Here is a 20904-nt window from a genome sequence, read left to right as displayed (position 1 = left end):
TGAATGATGCTGCGTGTCGCTATCAACGCTTGTTGGCTTTTAGCAACGCTTTCAAGCGATATAAGGCATCTAACGCTTGTCGCGGACTTAAATGATCGGGATCGAGTTCTTCCAGCAGCACGACAGCCGGGTGGCATTCCTGGCTGGTGAATAAGTCGAATTGGTTGATTTCGCTATGATTTTGCAGCTCGATGTAAGCGGTGTTTTCCAATTGCGCAAGTTTGTTTTTGGCGTTGGCAATCACACTTTGCGGCACGCCGGCCAGTGCCGCAACTTGTAAACCATAGCTTTGACTGGCCGGGCCGTCCTTCACGGCGTGTAAAAACACGATCTTGTCGCCGTGCTCCATCGCATCCAAATGGATGTTGTGGATATTGCCTTGTTCTTCGGCTAGCGTAGTTAATTCAAAATAATGGGTAGCAAACAGCGTGAACGCCTGGGTGTGGCGGGCCAGATAATCCGCGCAGGCCCAGGCCAGCGACAAGCCGTCGAAAGTGCTGGTGCCGCGGCCGATTTCATCCATCAGGATCAGGCTATTGCTGGTGGCGTTATGCAGAATATTGGCGGTTTCCGACATTTCCACCATAAAGGTCGAACGGCCGCTGGCCAGATCGTCGGAGGCGCCGATGCGGGTGAATATCTTGTCTATCGGTCCGCAGCGCAACGATTGCGCAGGCACGTAGCAACCGATGTGTGCCATCAGCACAATCAACGCCGCTTGGCGCATATACGTCGATTTACCGCCCATGTTCGGGCCGGTGATCACCAGCATCCGCCGCTCTGTGGAGAAATTAAGGTCGTTGGGGACAAAAGGAATGCTGGACAGTGCTTCCACCACTAGATGCCGGCCGGCGACGATGTCGATACCCGGCTGTTGATTCAAAACCGGTTGCGATAAGTTTAAGGTTTCGGCGCGTTCGGCGAAATTCACTAACACATCAAGTTCCGCTAAGGCGTTGGCGCAATGCTGTAGATCCAGCAATGCCTCGCCCAGCGTATCCAGCAATTGGTCGTATAAGGCTTTTTCGAAAGATAGTGATTTTTCGCGGGCGCTTAGCACCTTATCCTCAAACGACTTAAGTTCCGGCGTTATATAGCGCTCCGCACCTTTCAGGGTTTGCTTGCGGGTGTAATGCACCGGCACCTTGTCGGCCTGAGCATTGGAAATCTCGATGTAGTATCCGTGTACCCGGTTGTAATTCACCTTCAGCGTAGCGATGCCGGTAGCGGCCCGTTCGCGCTGTTCCATGTCGATCAGGAATTGGTCGGCGTTCTGACTGAGGTTACGCAGCTCGTCCAGCTCCGGGTGATAACCGGGGGCGATCACGCCGCCGTCGCGAATCAGCACTGGCGGATTATCGATAAGCGCGCGTAGCAGCAGTGCCAGTATTTCCGGCTGTTCGCGCAATTGTGAGCGCAGATGTTCCAGGTGCGAATTGTCGCTATCCGCCAGCTGGGTTTGCAGCTGCGGCAAAACCGCCAAGGTGTGCCGCAAAACCAGCAGATCGCGCGGCCGCGCCGACTTCAAAGCGATCCGCGAGCTGATCCTTTCTATATCGCCGACCTGACGCAGGCTGACTTGCAGATCTTTATATAACTGACTTACCAACAAACTGGCGACGCAGGCATAGCGGCCATTTACAACAGCATGATCCCGTAACGGCCGGTGTATCCAACGCCGCAGGCAGCGGCTGCCCATAGCGGTGGCGTTCTTGTCCAAGACGCCCAGCAAGGTGTATTGCATCTGGCCGCTGGGATGGCTGTCCAGCTCCAGATTGCGGCGGCTGGCCGCGTCCAGGCTGATGCTGTCGTCGCAGTTTTCGACCCGAATGCCTTGAATATGGGGCAGGGCGCTTTGCTGAGTGTCGCGTACGTATTGCAGCAAACAACCCGCCGCGCAAATCGCCGCCGGCAAATGCTCGCAACCGTAACCTTTCAAGTCGTGGCTATTGAACTGCTTTAAAATCAACAGCCGGCAACTATCCAAATCAAAATGCCAGGGCGGGCGTTTGCACAAGCCCCGGCGTTCCTTGATGGCGGACGGTAGTTTAATATCTTCGCTATACAGTAATTCCGCCGGATTCAAGCGCTCGATTTCGCTCAGCAGCTGGGTTTCGTTGTCCAATTGTTGCAGCGTGAATTTGCCGCTACCTAAGTCCAGACAGGCCAGTCCGAAGAACTTGTCGAATACGGCCAAGGCCACCAGCAGATTATCCTTGCGGTCTTCCAGCAATGCTTCGTCGGTGACCGTGCCCGGCGTGACGATGCGCACCACCTTGCGTTCCACCGGGCCTTTGGATTTGGCCGGATCGCCGATCTGTTCGCAAATCGCGATCGACTCGCCTTGCTTCAGCAATCGGGCGATGTAGTTTTCTGCTGCATGATAGGGAATGCCTGCCATCGGAATCGGTGTCCCGCCGGAATGGCCGCGCGCGGTCAGCGTGATGTCGAGCAGTTGCGCCGCCTTCTTGGCGTCGTCGAAAAACAGCTCGTAAAAATCGCCCATCCGGTAGAACAGCAGGGTTTCGGGGTGCTGGGCCTTGATGCGGAAATATTGTTGCATCATCGGGGTGTGCGGTGTTTCGTTGCCTTGCTTGCTGTCTTGCTTTGTTTGGAGATTCATTCGTAAATTGATGAAATAACAGATAATTGTTCTATGTTGTGAGCCGGATTCACTCCAGCTACACTATTCAAAACTTCCCTGCACTTTGCCGTTAGTATAGGTTTTTTCGAGTTATACCCATGTCATCGATCAACATAAAAAACCTATACTAAAATGCAATTTAATGCTCGCATCGCTGAAGCTTTACTGCTACTAGGGCAGCATATAGCTTTTAATGGTTACCCTGGACTGCGTTTTTCTGCTATGGCAAAGGTGAGAACTTGGTTTTATCGATATAGAAGCACTGTTGATGGACGCCTTCGGCAAGTGTCAATTGGTCATTGGCCGTCTATGTCATTTCCAGCCGCTATTGTCGCTTGGGAGGCTTTGAAAAACCAGCGTGATTCTGGTAGTGATCCTGCATTAGCTGCAAAGCAAGCAAAATTAGAGGCAAAAGCTTTATTAAATAAGCAAGAAACAGAGAAAACTGAAAACGCCTACACGGTAAGCGTGTTATGCGATGAGTATTTGGCTGGACACGTCTGTCGTCACAGAGCTAAAAAAGGCTCAACTGAAATTACCAGGATGTTTAATACGATGCTTGGTGACATAGCCGATTTATCATCCACTGAAATCACCCGAGCAATGGCTTTCAATTTGATCCAAAAGTACGCCGCAACTTCACCTGTGCAGGCTGGTAAGTTACGCTGCGAGTTAGGTGCTGCATGGGATTATGCAATGGACGCTGGTAGATTACCTGAAGAAGCAGTGAATTGGTGGCGCTTAATTTTACGTGGAAAAATTAGATCAAAAGGAAAGACCATAGAAGGTAAGAACATCGGCGTGGTTAAGCGCGTGCTCACCGAAGACGAAATCGGTGAATTGATTGCTTGGCTCCCAAATTTCGCACCGATAATTGCCGACGTGCTAACGTTATATCTTTGGACGGGAACTCGCGGCTCAGAAATTGTCGGCATGTCAGGAACTGAAATTAGCGAAGAGGGCGGTTAAGTTTGGTGGACGATACCGAAAATTAGAACGAAAAATGCCCGACATGAAACTGCTACAGATCAAAGGGTGCCCTTATTCGGTAGAGGTTTGACAGTGGTGTTACGGCGGAAAAAATTATATGGAGACGGTTTTCTATTTCCATCGCGTCATAAAGTGGGGCACATCGAACAAAAATACGTCACTGAACAGGTATTTTATAGACAACCCTATAGTCAGATACGCCCTGAGCAGGTGAGGCCTCGATTAACCGTGACTCATTGGGCACCGCATGATTTGCGACGGACATCACGCACCTTGCTCGCAAAATTAGGATGTCCAGATTCCGTAGGTGAAACGATTCTCGGTCATATGTTACCCGGTGTGGTGGGAACTTATAATCGGCATCAATATGACGATGAAAAACGCCTATGGCTATTTAATCTGTCAGAGCATCTTGAGTCATTGGCAAAGCGTTTCGAGATTTAGGTTTGCCGTTGCGTCCGCCTATTGCCGTATTAGGGGGGGCAATAAATCGGAAACAGGACGCGATTCAGCCCATTCTTCAATTTCACGTAGTAACCAGCACGAACGGCGTGCAGATGCTTTACGAGGCTTAGGGAACTCATCGGCACGAATCAATGATTGGATGGTAGATTCAGAAAGCCCTGTGACTTCCGAAACCACCTCAAGATCAATCATGATGGGTCTCAATACCGACTGACGTTTATGGGCGTTACTCATGTATTTGTTGTCTATCAATAGATAGTGAACCACCCCGGTTTTCTCGGAGGTTCCAACTTTTGAGAGAATGGAGCCATGAAAGAGAAAACCACCCAGCATTATTCATCAGAAATTCGAGACCGAGCGATTCGCATGGTGCGAGAGCATCAAGACGAATACTCATCGGAGTGGGCGGCAATTCAATCGATTTCGGCCAAGTTTGGCTGCACGGCTGAGACGTTACGTCGCTGGCTTCGGCTATCACAAACGGCCAGCGTAAAACCGAAACAGCCGTCCGAAGGTGATGCGGAGCGGATCAAGGGGTTGGAACGAGAAGTCCGCGAGTTACGCCAGGCCAACGAGATTCTGCGTAAGGCGTCGGCGTATTTTGCACAGGCGGAGCTCGACCGCCCGTCCAAACGATGAAAGCGTTCATAGACGATCATCGTGTCGTCTATGGGGTCGAGCCGATCTGCAAGGTATTGCCGATTGCCCCGTCGACGTACTACCTGCATGCGGCGCGCAAAGCCAATCCCGAGCTACGCTCTGCCCGAGCCAAGCAGGATGAGGCCTTGAGCCAGCAGATTCAGCGCGTCTGGGATGAAAACTTCCAAAACTACGGCGCTCGTAAAGTCTGGCTTCAGTTGCGGCGCGAAGGATTGGTTGTGGCCCGTTGTACCGTGGAACGTCTCATGCGAAGCCTGGGGCTGAAAGGCGTCATGCGCGGTAAAACCATCAAGACCACGATCAGCGACGCCGATGCGGCTTGCTCCTTGGATCGCGTGAATCGGCAGTTCAGCGCCGAGCGGCCGAATGCCTTGTGGGTGGCGGATTTTACCTATGTCAAAACCTGGCAGGGCTTTGTCTACGTGGCGTTTGTCATCGATGTGTTTGCCCGCTACATCGTCGGCTGGAAAGTGTCGTCTTCTACACACACCGACTTTGTGCTGGATGCACTGGAACAGGCTTTACATGACCGCCAGCCAAGGAGGGACGGCGGCTTGATTCACCATAGCGATCGGGGCGTGCAGTACGTCTCGATCCGTTATAGCGAGCGATTGGCCGAGGCTGGCGTTGAGGCTTCCGTGGGCAGCGTGGGAGACTCTTATGACAATGCCCTGGCCGAAACCATCAATGGTCTATATAAAGCCGAGGTGATTCACAGGCAATCCTGGAAAAACCGAGAAGCCGTCGAACTGGCCACCTTGACCTGGGTTGATTGGTTTAATCATCGACGTTTGCTAGGGCCTATTGGTAATATCCCACCCGCAGAAGCAGAGGCCCTGTATTTTCAACAACTATCCGAGTCTGCTAAGGCAGCATGACTCACAACCCAAGGCCTCCGAGATTTCCGGGGCGGTTCATAGGTCGCTGGTTCGATCCGGCCTTGTTTTAGATAAAGCAATGACCGGATTAGCTGCCATTTTTTCTTACTCAGGATTCAAATGTTTTTGGTTAACCTTCTCATAAATGTATTTTGCAGACGCTGCAGCGATCAGAAAGATCTTCACGGGCTTTTAACAAAACCCAAGATCGGCATTGTGGACATTTCGAAAGTTGAACTTTTTTATCATTGATGTCCTGCGCCACCACCCAAGCATCGGAAAACTCGAGTTGTCCCAAGGGATATGATTTTTTATACGCATTAAAAGCGGTAATTAGTGTCTGGATTTGGCTTTCTGTCGATTTGGTCGTGGCAACCTGAAAACACACGGCGAATATGGTTACGTCTTTATACTTACGGTGACTACCGGTCAAACCTCGGGTTGAAAACTTGATTGATCCACGGCTGGGCGATCGGCCATGTAATTGACGGTAAGTCTGTCTCAATAGCTTGACCGGAATTCCCGTTGCTTGATGCGCGATTTTGACTTTCGCATGGAGATTGAGCAGTTCTATTGCCAAGGTTTGCTGTTGATATTTCATGAGCATTAGCTGCCTCTCTTAATCAATAGTGCCGCTTAATCCGAGCATGGCTTCCACCATCGGTGACGATTTTCTGTTGATGTTTTGAATAAACTGACTCGAAAATCTGGGGGTAAAACATAGCCAGTTTGAGCGGGCAATGAAATCAATGTCGCGAGCGGCGATTTGCTCCAGGCGATAGAGCGGCAAATGGTCCTGATATTTGCCTATCATCACCCAGACCAGCAAGCCAACGGCGGCCATGCCGCCATCAATTACCGCCGGCGGAATTGGGGCGGCCGTGATGGTTTCGCAGGCGCGGCAGGCATACTGCGGACGAATGTACCCACAGGGCATAAATGGCGATGTACAAAAAATTTAGCGGGCTCCACATCCAGTTGTTCGGTGATGTCTTCGCCGATTTTCATCAGGTCTTTGCCACAGTGACTGCAAGTGCAAACTTCCGGTTCGTGGCGGTGTTCGATACGTGGCAGATGATCCGGTAAGGGTTGACGGCCAGCGCGCGGACGTTTAGGTTTTACCACCGTATTGTCAGGCTGGTCATCTTGAAGCTGCTCGACTTCCGCTTCAATGGCGGACAAATCGGTATTCCAGGTTTCCTCGAAGACATCGCGTTGCAGCGGCGCTAAGCGTTCGCTTTTGACGCTGAAGCGTATGCGTTTGTAATAGGCCAACTCATGAGTCAAGGCTTCGATTTTGAAGTCTTTGGCTTGGATGGTCGCCTCTTTTACTTTGATCTCGGCGTCTTGTGATTGCAAGCGCGCCGCATCGCGATCTGCCTGACCCAGGAGCGATTGAATCAGTGCCGCCACCTCGCTTTTGGCCGCGGGATTGAGGTTCAACTGATCGAGTTTGGCAAGTGGATTCATGGCGTAATTATACCGCCATATCGCCCTGGAAACCTTATCAATACTGGGTTTTCGCCAGATTAACAGGCTGATTATGAAGGCCGGACAAGGCCGAAATCAGACTTGCCAATCTGCGCGAGGCTCAGTCGACAAACGTTGCCAATCCACCCCGGCGATCAACCATTGCCATTGCGCCTGACTCACCGAAAAACAGGCATCTGTCGCCTTGGGCCAGACAAAACTGCCTCGATGCAAACGGCGCTGACATAACCAGGCGCCGTTACCATCCCATAGCAACAGCCGCAAGCGGTTGCCGGCTCGGTTACGAAAGATAAAGGCCGATCCGGCACACGGCGAATGCCCAAGGCTTTGCTGGACAATGGCCGACAAGCCGTCCAGTCCGCGCCGCATATCGACCGGCGCGACCGCCAACCAAATCTGCCCAGGACTCTCGATCAAGCCAGGCATCGCAACAATTCCGCCACCCAGCTGGCTGACACCGAAATGGGTAAATCCAAGCGATGGCCTTGGACATGATTGAAAACAATCGCCGCCGTTGCCGGTGGCTCAATCTGCGCCGGTATCAAGGCAGCCGACTCTGCCGCTGGCAATTTTCGATAGTCGCTCAGTCGTGCCGTGAACGTCCGAACATTAATTTGCTGTTGCATGCAATAGTCGCCTTGCGATAAACCACTACGTTGCCATGCTTCAATATGCTGACGCCATTTTGCTGTAACGGCCATAGCCACTCCTGATCAAAAAACTACAGGATGCCTTCGGCAAAATATGTTTCACAGGTGGAACGGCTAAACGCTTGCATACTGCGCTTACCATGCTTGCGGTTAATGTCGTCCAGTGCGCTCATCAGTTGCTCAGAGCGCAGGTCAGCACTGCGTGGCACGGTGATTGTTGGCGATATTCTGGGCCAGTTTGGTGAGAAATGGACGGGCGACGCAGACAATCTTTAATATCAATGGATAGTTCAAAGCGTCCACATTATCGGGGATTGGCATGCTCTGAATTAGAAATTACTCATCTTCGGCGCGGCTTTCAATGCTAACTACGTCGCCATCAGAGGATTCAACGATAATCGTGATAGGTCTGCAGCACACACTACAGTCCTCAATATACTCCTGATGCTCTACCGAACAATCTACTAATACTTCGATCGTTTCCCAACAGTACGGGCACTGAATGTTTGCGGTTGGTAAGTTTTGCATAATTTCATCCTTCGTTGGTACACCGGTTTTGAGAATTAACGAATGCGATGAGCCACGTAGATTCAACTCCAAAATAATCAAAATATGAGATCAGGGATGATAATCAGAAACTATATAGGCCTTGTCTAATAATTTTTTCAAAATCGTGCGCAGAATGCCGCCGTCCCAAAAATATTGGACTTCAACCGGCGTATCAATACGGCTTCGGGTTATGAAGTGAGTGACGCTGCCGTCTGCCGCAGTTGCCGTGACAGACACTTCGCGCTGGTCGGCGTCATTGCTTAAAGCGATAGAAAATTCTTCGTTACCCTTCAATTGAAGACTGGCCACCGTCGTGCCGGCCAGGAACTGCAGCGGCAATATGCCCATACCGACCAGGTTGCTGCGGTGGATTCTTTCGTAACTTTGGGCGATCACCACTTTAACCCCCAGCAAATATGGGCCTTTGGCCGCCCAGTCGCGGGACGAACCGGAACCGTACTCTTTGCCGGCCAGAATACATAATGGCGTACCGGCTTGTTTGTAGCGCATCGCTGCGTCGAAAAAGCTCAGCCGGTCGCCGCTGGGATGGTGGATGGTCAAGTTGCCTTCGCTGCCCTGCACCAGCAGATTGCGCACCCGGATATTGGCGAAAGTGCCGCGGCTCATCACTTCGTCGTTGCCGCGGCGCGAACCGTAACTGTTCCAGTCGTTACGGGCTATGCCGTGTTCCGACAGGTAAGCCGCTGCCGGAGAGTCGGCGGCTATTTGTCCGGCAGGGGAAATATGATCGGTCGTCACCGAGTCGCCAAATATTGCCAATACCCGCAAGCCGGCCAGCGGTGCTGGCGTTGGCGTTTGCTCAGGCATACCGTTGAAGAACGGCGGTTTGCGAATGTAGGTGGAGTCAATCTGCCAGGCGTAGCGTTCGGATGCGGCTATGGGAATTTGTTGCCATGCCTGACTGCCGGAAAACACGTCGGCGTATCGTTGTTTAAATATCGCCGGCGTGACGAATTGGCGAATGGTGTCGGTGATTTCCCGGTTGCTCGGCCAGAGGTCTTGCAAATAGACCGGCTGACCATCGCTGCCGGTACCGATAGGCTCGCTACTGATATCCACCGCAGTTGACCCGGCCAACGCATAAGCCACCACCAATGGCGGCGAGGCCAGGTAATTAGTCTTGGTCAACGGGTGTACCCGGCCCTCGAAATTGCGGTTGCCGGACAACACCGCCGAAACCACCAAATTTTTCTCGAGGATGGCTTTTTCCACGGCAGGGTCCAATGGACCGGAATTGCCGATGCAGGTGGTGCAGCCGTATCCCACCAGATAAAACCCCAATCGTTCCAAGTACGGCAGCAAGCCGGATTTTTGCAAATAGTCCGTTACTACCAGCGAGCCGGGTGCCAACGAGGTTTTGACGTAATTTTTGACTTTCAGGCCTTTTTCCACCGCTTTTTTCGCCAACAGGCCGGCGGCGAGCATGACCGACGGATTGCTGGTATTGGTGCAGGAGGTGATGGCGGCAATCACCACGGCGCCGTGGCTGATGGTTTCGGTACTGCCTTGGATTGTCACCGCAGCATGTCGATTCAGTTCGCTTTCAGTAAGCCCCATACCCTGATTGCCAACCGGTGAGCTCAGCATGTGTCGGTAAGTAGGCCCCAACTGGCTCAACGCAATTCGGTCTTGCGGGCGTTTGGGGCCGGCGACCGCCGGCTCGATGTCGGCAAGATCGACCTCGGCTATCTGGCTGAACGCCGGTTCCAAAGTCGAGTCGTCGCGGAATAAGCCTTGCAGTTTGGCGTAATGTTCGACAAGCGTGATTTGCTGGTCACTGCGGCCGGTCAGGCGTAAATAATTTAGGGTTTCGGTGTCGATCGGAAAATAACTCACCGTCGCGCCTTGTTCCGGCGCCATATTGCCGATTGTGGCCCGGTCCGCGACGCTTAACGCCGACAAGCCGGAGCCGAAAAACTCGACGAATTTTCCCACCACGCCAATCTCTCGGCACAGTTCGGTGAGCCGTAATACCAAGTCAGTGGCGGTAACGCCAGGGGGCAGGCTGCCGGTCAATTTTATGCCGACCACATCGGGGAGCAGCATATAGATCGGTTGGTCCAGCATCACCGCCTCGGCTTCGATGCCGCCGACGCCCCAGGCCAACACGCCCAGACCGTTGACCATCGGGGTATGTGAATCGGTGCCGACACAGCTATCGGGATAACAGACGTTAGCTGCTTTATTATGGAAAACGACCGATGCCAGATATTCCAGATTGACCTGATGCACGATGCCGGTGGCTGGCGGCACGACCCGCAGATTGCGAAACGCGGCTTGGCCCCATTTCAGAAAGGTGTAGCGTTCGGCGTTTCGCTGAAACTCCAGCGTTTCGTTCATCGCCAAAGCGTTGGCTTTGCCGAAATAATCGACCTGCACCGAATGATCGATCACCAGATCGCAGGGCACCAAAGGGTTGACCTTGCCGGGGTCGCCGCCCAAGTCGCTGATCGCATCGCGCATTGCCGCCAAGTCGACCAAGGCGGGAACGCCGGTAAAATCCTGTAACACTACCCGTGCCGGTTTGAAGGGTATCTCATGCCGCGGGCCATGCGTGTGCCAACCGGCTACTTTGGCTACGTCTTGCTCGCGGATTTGGTAGCCGTCGCAGTTACGTAACGCGGATTCCAGCAGAATCTTGATGCTGAACGGCAGCCGGGGAATATCCATCCCGTTGCCGATGTGCAGATCGGGCAAGGAAAAATAGCTGGCCTGCGTGACCGATGTCAGGCCTAAAGGCCTTATCACACCGAAAGGATCGAAATTTGCAATGATCTTTTCCCCCATGGTTTGGAGCGTCACCGGCGCGATAACGCTGTATTGCGGAAGACCCATCGAGGTATTTTAAGTTCGCGTAGACCGGCGATTTAACCGTGCAACGCGCTTACTACCCAAAAGTTTGTTTATGAAATCAAACTTATAGTTGCCGCTGTTGTCCGATGATTTTAACGGTGTGAAGGGCTTTATCCCACAATTTAAAGGGGGCGTTATGGCTAATACCGAAATCAATCGAGATGCTGTTTTAAGTGTGTTGAATGCTATCCTGGAAGCCGAATTGGCGGGAGTGGTGCGCTACACACACTATGCCCTGATGGTGTTCGGCTATAACCGGATTCCCATCGTCTCGTGGATGCGCGCTCAAGCGACCGAGTCCTTGGCACATGCCAACCAGGCCGGCGAGATGATTACCCATTTGGGCGGCCACCCGTCTTTGGATATTGGCCCGCTACTCGAAACCCACCGCCACGACATCGGCGACATTCTGTGCGAATCGCTGGAGCACGAAACTCAAGCCCTGGCCGAATACCACCGTCTGTTGGATTTGGTGAATGGTCGCAATGTACTGTTGGAGGAATATGAGCGCCGCATGTGTGCATTGGAAGAAACTCACCTCGGCGAAGTGCGGAAGATGTTGTTGAAGCCCGGCGACTTATAGACGGTTCAAGACATGAGCAATCAGTCTTCCGAGACACGGATTGAGACCGACTCGTTCGGCGAAATCGCCGTACCGGCCAACAAATATTGGGGAGCACAAACCCAGCGGTCGTTGCAGCATTTCAAGATCGGTGGCGAACGACTACCCGGGCCGCTTATCCGAGCGCTAGGCATCGTCAAGCGCTGCGCGGCGCTGGCTAACGTCGAAGTCGTCAATCTCGACGTGACGATAGCCCAGGCCATTGCCGAGGCTGCGCAGAAAGTTATAGACGGCGAGTTGGACGAGCACTTTCCGCTGGTAATTTGGCAGACCGGTTCCGGCACCCAGTCCAATATGAATGCCAACGAGGTTATCGCCAATCTGGCTTGCGAGCGACTTGGTGGGGCGCTGGGTTCGAAAATACCGGTGCATCCCAACGACCATTGCAACCGCAGCCAATCGACCAACGATGTGTTTCCAACCGCGATGCACATCGCCACCGTCGAACAATTGCAGCATCTGCTGCTATCGGCCCTACATCACCTGCATCAAGTCTTGCTCGATAAGTCCCAGGCTTGGGATAACATCATCAAAATCGGACGCACGCATCTGCAGGATGCCACGCCGCTGAGCTTGGGCCAGGAGTTTTCCGGTTACGCCGCGCAAATCCGGCTGGGTATCGAGCGCATCGACGACAGTCTGAAACGCTTGTATCCGCTGGCCCAAGGCGGTACCGCAGTCGGCACCGGATTGAATGCCAAACCGGGTTTTGCCACAGCCTTTGCCCAACAGGTGGCCAGTTTTACCGGATTGCCGTTCGTTTCTGCCGAAAACAAGTTTGAGGCGATGGCCAGTCACGACGCCTTGGTGGAAATCTCCGGGGTACTGAATTGCATCGCGGTGAGTCTGAATAAAATCGCCAACGATATTCGCCTGTTGGCATCCGGCCCGCGTTGCGGCTTGGGCGAATTGATGCTCCCCGAAAACGAGCCGGGTTCGTCGATGATGCCCGGCAAGGTCAATCCTACCCAATGCGAAGCCTTGAGCATGGTCTGCGCGCAGGTCATCGGTAATCACACGACGGTGACGTTCGCCGGCGCGCAAGGGCACCTGGAGCTTAACGCCTTCAAGCCGGTGATCATTTATAACGTGTTGCAATCGGTTAGGCTGCTCGCCGACGCGACGACCAGCTTTACCGATCATTGTTTAGTAGGCATTGTGCCGAACGCGGAAAGGATCGAGCAGTTGATGCAGCAATCGCTGATGTTGGTGACTGCGTTGGTGCCGCATATCGGCTACGACCATGCGGCGTGCATCGCCAAAGCGGCGATGGCCAATCACAGCACGCTACGCGAGGCGGCTATTGCCAGCGGTTTAATCAGCGCCGAAGGCTTCGATGCCGTTGTTCGTCCCGAGCGCATGATCTGAACCCGATAATTACACCACTAAGGAGCGCGCCATGCACGTTAATTCCGAACAAGCCGAAACCGCAATCGCCGCAGCCATTGCCGAAGCGCAAAAACTGGGCACGCAAATGTGTATTGCCGTGGTCGATTCCGGCGCCGATTTAAAAGCCTTTACCCGGATGAACGGCGCCTGGGTTGGCAGTATCGATATCGCCATCAAAAAAGCCAAGACCGCCGTGTTTTTTGGCATGAATACCGGACAAATCGGCCAACTGTCGCAACCTGGCGGGCCTTTGTATGGGATCGAGCATTCCAATCAAGGCTTGATCACCTTTCCCGGTGGCGTGCCCATTGTCGATCAGGATGGGGTGTTGATCGGTGCGATTGGCGTCAGCGGCAGTTCGGTGGAAAACGACCACCAAGTGGCTAAGGCTGGGGTCGACGTAATCGGTCTGTCCGATCTGCCTTCCCATCCCTGGCGGACCTGATACTCACTGCGCTCGGGCTTTATACCGGCAGGAGATCGACATGACGACTCAAGACTTCCCCGAAAACTCTAAACAATGGGTGTGCCTGCAATGCGGTTACAACATGATCGGCGAGATGCCGGACGTGTGCCCGTTTTGTGGCGCCCGGCACGATCAATTCATGACCTGGGATGCAGCCGAAAAGACCTATCACGTGACCACACGCACTGTAACCGATGGGGTCAGCCAATTACTGTCGGTGCCCAAATTGGGCTTGGAGCACGCCGCTTACCGCATAGAAACTGCGGACGGAGCGGTGTGGATCGATTCGCCGTCGGCATTCAACCGCAATCTAGCGCCGGTGCAAAGCATACTGTTTACCCACCACCATTTCCTTGGCGCGTCAAACCAATATCGGCAAATTTGGCACGCAGAGGTCTGGCTGCACGAGCAGGACGCCAAACACCACTTGGTCAGTTTATTTGACATCGACCGCCACTTTGAAAACGATTTCAGTCATAAAGGCATCAAGGCCTACCATATCGGCGGCCATACCCCTGGCTTCACCTTTTACATCTATCGCGATGTGTTGTTTATCTGCGACTACGTGTTTCTCAACGCATCCGGCATGCAGTTCAATCCGTACGGGCCGGAGTCGGAAACCCGAAAGCAAGCACAACGGATTTACCAAATCGTCAGCACCAGATCTCTGCGAATAGTCTGCGGTTATAACTACATTGCTAACTTCGCCGACTGGCTGCCGGGATTCGAACGGCTTTTGTCCGTAGCGTGAAGATCGCCATGCCGGCCAATACCGAACTCCAAAACCACCCGACATTGACCGTTTATTACGACGGTGCCTGTCCCAAATGCATCCGCGATAGAGATACCTATGAAAAACTGTCCGGCACTACAGCAGAGCAAATATGCTGGTTTGATATCACTGGCCAGGAAAGCCAATTGTGCGGTCTCGGCATCGATCCCCAAAAAGCCTTATCGGAATTACACGTGCGCGATGCGGATGGCCGTATCGTCTCAGAGCTAGATGCTTACATTCTGCTGATGGATAAAGTCCCGACGCTAAAACCGCTGGCTTGGCTGATCGGTTTGCCGTTGATCCGGCCTTTATTGGCGAAAATCTACCATTGGCAGGTAAATCGGCGCTTGAGAAGCCGGGGCTTGCAACAAAAATAATCGGGGTCGGCAATTTTGATCGGTCGCTGGACAATATTATTCCGAATTTGATAAATGGTGCTGCTTATGGCCTGGAATGTCGCCGTTACCGTGTTCGTTCGCCTGTGTATCCACCCATTCATGCAGCACAGAAACGAATTGAGGGTATTCGCTGGAATAATGAATTCTCTCGCCATTTTCCAAAGCGCGATATTCCAATTTGATTTCGTCCGGTTTTGCCAACTTTAATCGAGTCAGTCCATGCATGGTAAAACCATCCATGCGCTCAGTCACGGAAAAATCGCCTTTTCTGAATTGTTCGACGAATCCATGCAAATGGGCTGAATTAATAGTATTCGCTAGGAATTGTTCGCCATTTTGATCACCTGCAATCCAACCGTAGCAGGCGGTTCGGGTTTTGCTGATACGCCTCGCAATACCCGTTTTAATTCCCTTTTTAAACGGTACAAGCTGACTAATCTCTAAAGAAAAAAAACCATAAAATCACACAAATCCCTCCTGGAACTCCGAGCATCCACAATATCAACGGTGGTAGTACCCTTCCTTCTACCTGGTGGCTAAAAGTCATAGCCTTACCTTTTAAATGACTTAATTTTTTCATGGCTATCTCCAAAAAACTTATGTTCTGGAATATTGATGACAATTCTCGTTTGGCTACGACCCGACCGTCATTAACGGCAACACGAATTGCGATACAAATCATCCGCTTTTAATCATATGCACCTCAAAGCTATCGGTCTGTACGGTATCTAACCTAACCCCGGGGTTTCCCGACCTGCCATTCAGTTTTGCTTTGGATTCTCTGTTTTTACCGTTAGCAATTAGTGCGGAGATTTTTCACTGATGGCAATTTTTAAAGTTCGCACCGGTCGTGCGACTCCTGTCGATCTTCCGCCAAAGTGGTGAGATCAAATATTATCCAAGGTCCAAGCGATATAAAATTTTAGTTCTGTCATAGATGAATGTCGGCTTCGGGGTATAGCGAATCGGTCATAGCGACCCACAAGCGACATTCGGCATCCCAATAGTCGACCGTCCAGTTCTACGTCTATAGCGAACAGTCAATATATTTCATCAATATCAGCAAAACCGACAGCCAGGGTTTGTCGTTTATAAATATATACACAAAATTCTCCCCCCAGTATAGGCCTTTGTCACGTGCAAGCTCATATTGTTGAAGGGCACTTATCACCCATAAATGTTGTTGGCTAAACCAGCAAAAAACTGGCAGCATGCGGCTATCATTGCTAAACAAAAGCAGGGGGTAAGCGCATGTTTTCAAGACATTGTTTCGCATTATTCATCGTCGTGCTGTTTCAGATTGTCGGATGCGACTCTTCCCCATCGCCTACCGAAACCTATCAGCCGGAAATTACCGCTAAGCCCGCTCCTTCCTCGGTGCGGGAATACAAATTTTCCGCAGTGCCAGAAGGTAGTCAGATGCGGGTTTTGGAGGTATACGGCCCCGTCGTCGACTATCTCAATGCCCACATCGAAGGTGTCAAGCTAATCTTGGTTGCGCCAAAAAATCACGCGGAATTTGAAGCCGGCCTGCTTGGTAGAGAGCTTGGGTTCGCAATGACAAATGCCTTCCAGACTGTCAAATCAAACGAATATGGCTACCATGTGATCGCCAAAAAGGCGGACGACGACCAGTTCTATGGCATTATTTTAGTGCGGCGAGACAGCGGCATAAACAATGTGAGCGACCTGAAGGGTAAAAAAATCAGCTATCCGACTCCCAATGGAGTCGCAGCTACTATCCTTCCGATGTGGTTTTTGAAATCACACGGTATCGATGTTTTTAAAGACATCGAAAATCTTTATGTTGGCTCCCACGAATCATCGATCATGCATGTCTATCTGGGCAAGACGGCGGCCGGGACAGCCCGAGAGTTTTCCTGGAGCGCCTTTCAAAAAGCTCACCCACAGGAAGCATCGGCATTGGAGCTGAAATGGCGGTCCGAGCCGCTCATGGATCATGCCATCATTGCGCGTAATGATATTCCCAAGGACTTGAGCGATCGCATTGTGGAATTACTGGTCAATTTGCACGCATCAGCCGCGGGGCAGGCTTTGCTATCAGCCATGAGCGCCACAAAATTCAAGATGGCCGATGATGCATCCTATGACAAAGCGCGCAAGTTTTTTATGGATAATTCGGATTTGATTCCTTCGCCGCTTCAACGACATTGAGACAGGAAACCGTTATGGATACTATCTTTCAAAGAATCATGAGGTGGGGTGTCATTCTGGGCCTGTCGCTGTTAGCAGGTGCTTGTGACAAATCGGACGAAAACGCCTACCAGCCTAGTCCTGGTCAGGAGACTCAGAAGGTACCGGAGTATGTGGTTGGCATCCATCCCTTGCACAATCCGCAACGTCTTATGGAAGTATACGGGCCCATCATAGAGTATATGAATGGAAATATTCCGGATGCCCGTTTTAAATTGGAAGCCTCGCGCAATTACGAGGAATATGAAAAAAAACTCTACGCCGGCCACTTCGCCTTTGCGATGCCAAATCCCTATCAATCGGTGCAGTCTCTCAAGCATGGCTACCGGGTTTTTGGCAAGATGGGTGACGATGACGATTTTCGCGGCATCATTCTGGTACGCAAGGACAGCGGAATCAATGAAGTAACGGATCTCAAGGGTAAAGCCGTGTCCTATCCGGCCGCAACGGCGCTGGCGGCGACTATGATGCCACAGTATTACCTGCACACTCATGGTATCGATATCAACCGCGACATCGAAAATCGTTATGTCGGGTCGCAGGAATCCTCCATCATGAACGTATTGCGCGGGCATGTGGCCGCCGGCGCCACCTGGCCAGTACCTTGGAAAACCTTTTCAGCCCAAAACCCTGAGCTAGCCAGCGAACTGGTCGTGAAATGGCAAACCGAACCATTGCTGAACAATGGCTGGGTCGTGCACAAGGATATTCCAGATCCGATCGTCAATGAGTTCGCGCACCAGCTATTTAGCCTTCAGGAAAGCGAACAAGGTCGGATGATGCTGGCACAGGTGCCGGTCTCTCGGTTCGAGCCTGCAAATGATGAAACCTATCGCCCGGTCATCGATTTTTTGGAAAAATTTGTCAAAACGATGCGTCCGATCGAGTAATTAACCGGATACGTTAATGAATCCAATCCGATATTTGTCTGAGCGATTTCGCAAGTTATGGGAACAATCCATTCGTCGCCAGTTGGCCTGGTCGTTTTCCCTGGCTTCGTTGGTCACCATGCTGGGTACTGGCTATTTGCTTATATCTTATCAGCGTGATTTTCTGTACGCCGAAGGTACTAAGAACGCATTTGATTTGGCGCGGGCACTTTCCTTCAGCAGTGTGTCCTGGGTGTTGGCCAATGATGTCGCTGGCTTGCAGGAAGTGTTGAAAAGTACTACGAATATCACCGACATCAAGTTTGCCGTCGTGCTTTCACCCAGAGGTGAAGTGTTGGCTTCCACCAAGCCCGAATATATCGGTCAGTTTTTTGGCGACACCATTAGCCAACGCTTGCTTGGGCTTCCTCCTGAGCCGCAAACCCTGCTGGATGGTTCCAATGTGATCGATGTGGCCGTCCCGATTAAGGCCGGCAATTTCTTGATTGGCTGGATGCGGGTCGAACTGACTCGAGACACATCCAATAAGGAATTGCGAGTGATAGCTATCGCCGGTATCGGCATTGCCATTTCTTTGGTATTTATTATTAGCTTGACTGCTGTAGGTTTAGCGCGCCGACTGGCAAAGGGTTTGGATCATCTGGTGAGCGTTGCAATCGATGCCGAACATGGGCGTGTATTCCAGCGCGAAGATATTGCCTGCTCGGATGAAATTGGTGTGCTGGCTCGCCATATGTATCAAATGTTGGATGCGATCGAGGCAGAAAAAAAGGCTAAATCGAAAAGCGAGGAGCGGTTACGCAGGCTTATCATGGTCGAGCCAATCCCAATACTCTACGTTACAAAAGGCGGGACTATCCAGGAGTTTAACTACCGATTTGCGCGAGTTTTCGGCTATACGCACGATGATATTCCGACCCTGGACAATTGGCAACGGCTCGCCTATCCTGACCCGGATTATCGCCGCTGGGTACTGGATAAGAGGGAGGCTGCTCTTCAAACATCCACTCAGACAGGACAAGACATTCAGACCACCGAATACCGAGTGACCTGCAAGAATGGCGATGTTCGTGTCATGGAGGTCGCCGGCGTCGTTCTGGGTGACGACCTGCTGGAAATTTTCATCGATATCACCGAACGCAAGCAAAACGAAGAAGAACTGCGACGCTATAAGGATCATCTGGAGGAAGAAGTGCAACAGCGTACCGCCGATCTGGTGCTGGCACGCAATGCCGCGGAAGCCGCCAATAAGGCAAAAAGCGTCTTTCTGGCTAATATGAGCCACGAATTACGCACACCGCTGAATGCGATTCTGGGTTTTTCCAGGATGATGCATAAAGACTCGTTGTTGACGGATGACCAACGCCAGAACCTTGATATCATTAATCGCAGCGGCGGGCATCTGCTGACCCTGATCAACGATGTTCTGGAAATGGCCAAGATCGAGGCCGGGCGCACTCAGCTGGAAAATGTTCCATTTGACTTGGGCGGCATGATTCGTGATTTGACGGAGATGTTGGGCATACGCGCCAAGGAAAAAGGTCTGCTCCTGTTGATCGACCAATCATCCGCATTCCCACGTTACATCATCGGAGACGAAGCCCGTTTACGCCAGGTGCTGATCAATCTGGTGGGCAATGCCGTTAAGTTTACCGCACAAGGTGGAGTTATCCTGCGGCTGGGTACCAAGGAGAACCACATTTCGCACCTGTTGATAGAAGTTGAGGATTCCGGTCCCGGCATCGACCCTAAAGATCAACAACGCATCTTCGAGCCTTTCGAACAATTGGGCGAGCAAGGTGCCAGCAAAGGAACGGGACTGGGCCTGACAATTACCCGGCAATTTGTGCGTCTGATGGGTGGAAACATCAATCTACAAAGCACGTTGGGTGAGGGCTCGGTGTTTACGGTCGATTTACCGTTGAAGGAAGCAAAGGAGGTCGACAATCTCATGCCACAAGCAATAGAGAAAGGCGAGGTGCTGGGGCTGGAGCCGGGGCAGCCCGATTATCGGATTCTGATCGTCGAAGACCAACTGGAAAATCAGTTGTTGCTATCCAAGTTGATGGCGAATGTCGGCCTACAGTACAGGGTGGCCGAAAATGGCGAGAAAGGGGTGCAGCTGTTTCAGAGCTGGCAGCCGCATCTCATCTTGATGGACCGGCGGATGCCGGTGATGGATGGACAGGAGGCCACACGGATTATTCGTAAGTTAACTGGCGGCGAGGCAGTGAAAATCGTCGCGGTTACGGCATCAGTTTTTGTAGAGCAGCGGGACGAATTACTCCAAGCTGGCATGGACGATTTTGTGCGCAAGCCTTATCACTTCGATGAAATTTACGATTGTTTAGCCAAACAGCTGGGCGTTCGTTTCGTCTACGCGGGCCCAGCCGAACCACCGACGGATGTTAGTGTGTTGACACCCGAGATGCTGTTAGCATTGCCGGAAGCATTGCGCAGCGAGTTGAAGAATGCACTTGAGAGCCTCGAAAGCGAGCGAATAGAAATTGTCATTCATCAGGTTGAAGTCTATGACCAAAAACTTCAAAAAGTTCTGATGTCTCTTGCTGAAAACTTTGATTACCTTACAATCCTGAAGGCGCTGAGGACTGACTAAGCGTCAGTTATGTAATAACTTACTTATTTAAGTCCTTTCTATCCCTGTCGCATGGTCATTTTGACAAATAGAAGTGTACAAGTTATTTACCGACGAGCCCTAAGGATTACGCAATGACAAACAAAGGCAAAATACTCGCCGTGGATGATACTAGGGTCTCCTGCAATATATTGTCGAATGTCCTCATGGGGAAAGGCTATGAGGTGCCGGCCGCCATCAACGGGAAGCTCACCTTGCTTTTCCGAACGTCGGTTTTCAGCGGGGGGCTGACGCTCATTTCGCCGATGTAACAAGCCAGCGAATGTCCGCAGATGGCCGATTGTGTTGAAAAA

At 51.8% G+C, this 20904-nt stretch carries 21 protein-coding genes and 1 other annotated feature; of the genes, 10 read left to right on the top strand and 11 right to left on the bottom strand.

Translation table 11 applies throughout. The features are described 5' to 3' along the window. Positions 1–22: 22 nt before the first annotated feature. Positions 23–2623 (bottom strand): DNA mismatch repair protein MutS, encoded by a 2601-nt coding sequence (gene mutS / locus A1332_RS22620; RefSeq protein WP_064010662.1) that lies wholly within the window; start codon positions 2621–2623, stop codon positions 23–25. Between the two features lie 153 nt (positions 2624–2776). Here mutS and A1332_RS25795 point away from each other — a divergent pair, with 153 nt between their 5' ends. Then, the gene (locus tag A1332_RS25795) at positions 2777–3613 is read left to right on the top strand and encodes an integrase arm-type DNA-binding domain-containing protein (RefSeq protein ID WP_197491542.1); all 837 of its coding nucleotides are present in this window, start codon (positions 2777–2779) and stop codon (positions 3611–3613) included. Between the two features lie 483 nt (positions 3614–4096). Here the strand turns inward: A1332_RS25795 and A1332_RS26605 are convergent, their stop codons facing one another. After that, entirely contained in the window at positions 4097–4291 is a 195-nt protein-coding gene (locus tag A1332_RS26605; protein ID WP_197491541.1) for an AlpA family phage regulatory protein, read from the bottom strand. A 117-nt stretch (positions 4292–4408) separates the two neighbouring features. Between A1332_RS26605 and A1332_RS22605 the strand changes: the two genes are divergently transcribed. Next, positions 4409–5637 (top strand): IS3 family transposase gene (locus A1332_RS22605; RefSeq protein ID WP_157204090.1). Its coding sequence is split into 2 segments (ribosomal slippage): positions 4409–4700 and positions 4700–5637, totalling 1230 coding nucleotides; the frame shifts between segments, so codons are not numbered across the junction. Further along, positions 4693–4809, top strand: a sequence feature (AL1L pseudoknot). Its footprint overlaps the gene before it by 117 nt. Positions 5638–5776: 139 nt before the next feature. Here A1332_RS22605 and A1332_RS22600 read toward each other — a convergent pair. From A1332_RS22600 to acnA, 7 genes are all read right to left on the bottom strand, one after another. Beyond that, the gene (locus A1332_RS22600; protein WP_231890394.1) at positions 5777–6238 is read right to left on the bottom strand and encodes a FlhC family transcriptional regulator; all 462 of its coding nucleotides are present in this window, start codon (positions 6236–6238) and stop codon (positions 5777–5779) included. 18 nt (positions 6239–6256) lie between these two features. After that, a complete protein-coding gene (locus A1332_RS26600) occupies positions 6257–6481 on the bottom strand; it encodes an IS66 family transposase (protein ID WP_419866005.1) in 225 nt (74 codons plus the stop codon). A gap of 11 nt (positions 6482–6492) precedes the next feature. Continuing rightward, on the bottom strand, positions 6493–7107 hold the full coding sequence (locus tag A1332_RS22595; RefSeq protein ID WP_419866004.1) for an IS66 family transposase zinc-finger binding domain-containing protein: 615 nt from the start codon (positions 7105–7107) through the stop codon (positions 6493–6495). A 96-nt stretch (positions 7108–7203) separates the two neighbouring features. Beyond that, complete coding sequence (tnpB, locus tag A1332_RS22590) at positions 7204–7554, bottom strand: IS66 family insertion sequence element accessory protein TnpB (protein ID WP_064010658.1); 351 nt, start codon at positions 7552–7554, stop codon at positions 7204–7206. After that, a complete protein-coding gene (tnpA, locus tag A1332_RS22585; RefSeq protein WP_064010657.1) occupies positions 7542–7829 on the bottom strand; it encodes an IS66 family insertion sequence element accessory protein TnpA in 288 nt (95 codons plus the stop codon). Before tnpA ends, tnpB begins: the two co-directional genes overlap by 13 nt. Before the next feature lie 285 nt (positions 7830–8114). Next, positions 8115–8306, bottom strand: coding sequence for a CPXCG motif-containing cysteine-rich protein (locus tag A1332_RS25120; protein ID WP_082879838.1), 192 nt, complete (start codon positions 8304–8306; stop codon positions 8115–8117). Between the two features lie 90 nt (positions 8307–8396). Continuing rightward, positions 8397–11183 (bottom strand): aconitate hydratase AcnA, encoded by a 2787-nt coding sequence (gene acnA, locus A1332_RS22580; protein ID WP_231890393.1) that lies wholly within the window; start codon positions 11181–11183, stop codon positions 8397–8399. 154 nt (positions 11184–11337) lie between these two features. Between acnA and A1332_RS22575 the strand changes: the two genes are divergently transcribed. The 5 genes from A1332_RS22575 to A1332_RS22555 are packed head-to-tail and all read left to right on the top strand — an operon-like array spanning position 11338 to position 14830. After that, positions 11338–11784: a ferritin-like domain-containing protein gene (locus tag A1332_RS22575; RefSeq protein WP_064010701.1), complete on the top strand. Its 447-nt coding sequence runs from the start codon at positions 11338–11340 to the stop codon at positions 11782–11784. Positions 11785–11796: 12 nt separating this feature from the next. Further along, positions 11797–13191 (top strand): class II fumarate hydratase, encoded by a 1395-nt coding sequence (gene fumC / locus A1332_RS22570; protein WP_064010656.1) that lies wholly within the window; start codon positions 11797–11799, stop codon positions 13189–13191. Positions 13192–13222: 31 nt separating this feature from the next. After that, entirely contained in the window at positions 13223–13657 is a 435-nt protein-coding gene (locus A1332_RS22565) for a GlcG/HbpS family heme-binding protein (protein WP_064010655.1), read from the top strand. A gap of 40 nt (positions 13658–13697) precedes the next feature. Beyond that, positions 13698–14429, top strand: coding sequence for an MBL fold metallo-hydrolase (locus A1332_RS22560; RefSeq protein ID WP_064010654.1), 732 nt, complete (start codon positions 13698–13700; stop codon positions 14427–14429). Between the two features lie 8 nt (positions 14430–14437). After that, positions 14438–14830 carry a thiol-disulfide oxidoreductase DCC family protein gene (locus A1332_RS22555; RefSeq protein WP_064010700.1) on the top strand — a complete coding sequence of 131 codons (393 nt, stop codon included), beginning with the start codon at positions 14438–14440 and terminating at the stop codon, positions 14828–14830. Positions 14831–14866: 36 nt separating this feature from the next. Here the strand turns inward: A1332_RS22555 and A1332_RS22550 are convergent, their stop codons facing one another. Continuing rightward, entirely contained in the window at positions 14867–15103 is a 237-nt protein-coding gene (locus A1332_RS22550) for a hypothetical protein (RefSeq protein ID WP_157204089.1), read from the bottom strand. A gap of 181 nt (positions 15104–15284) precedes the next feature. After that, positions 15285–15431 (bottom strand): hypothetical protein, encoded by a 147-nt coding sequence (locus A1332_RS25495; protein WP_157204088.1) that lies wholly within the window; start codon positions 15429–15431, stop codon positions 15285–15287. Between the two features lie 671 nt (positions 15432–16102). On the opposite strand from A1332_RS25495, the gene A1332_RS22540 reads away from it, so the two are divergent. The 3 genes from A1332_RS22540 (at position 16103) to A1332_RS22530 (ending at position 20572) form a co-directional block, all read left to right on the top strand. After that, positions 16103–17026 carry a phosphate/phosphite/phosphonate ABC transporter substrate-binding protein gene (locus A1332_RS22540; protein ID WP_064010651.1) on the top strand — a complete coding sequence of 308 codons (924 nt, stop codon included), beginning with the start codon at positions 16103–16105 and terminating at the stop codon, positions 17024–17026. 14 nt (positions 17027–17040) lie between these two features. Beyond that, positions 17041–17955, top strand: coding sequence for a phosphate/phosphite/phosphonate ABC transporter substrate-binding protein (locus tag A1332_RS22535; protein ID WP_197491540.1), 915 nt, complete (start codon positions 17041–17043; stop codon positions 17953–17955). A 118-nt stretch (positions 17956–18073) separates the two neighbouring features. Further along, complete coding sequence (locus A1332_RS22530; protein ID WP_231890397.1) at positions 18074–20572, top strand: ATP-binding protein; 2499 nt, start codon at positions 18074–18076, stop codon at positions 20570–20572. Positions 20573–20904: the final 332 nt, after the last annotated feature.

Source organism: Methylomonas methanica (genome assembly GCF_001644035.1).
Classification (GTDB): domain Bacteria; phylum Pseudomonadota; class Gammaproteobacteria; order Methylococcales; family Methylomonadaceae; genus Methylomonas; species Methylomonas methanica_A.
The sequence above is the reverse complement of the archived record's forward strand: the minus strand, read 5'-3'. Positions and strand labels throughout refer to the sequence as shown.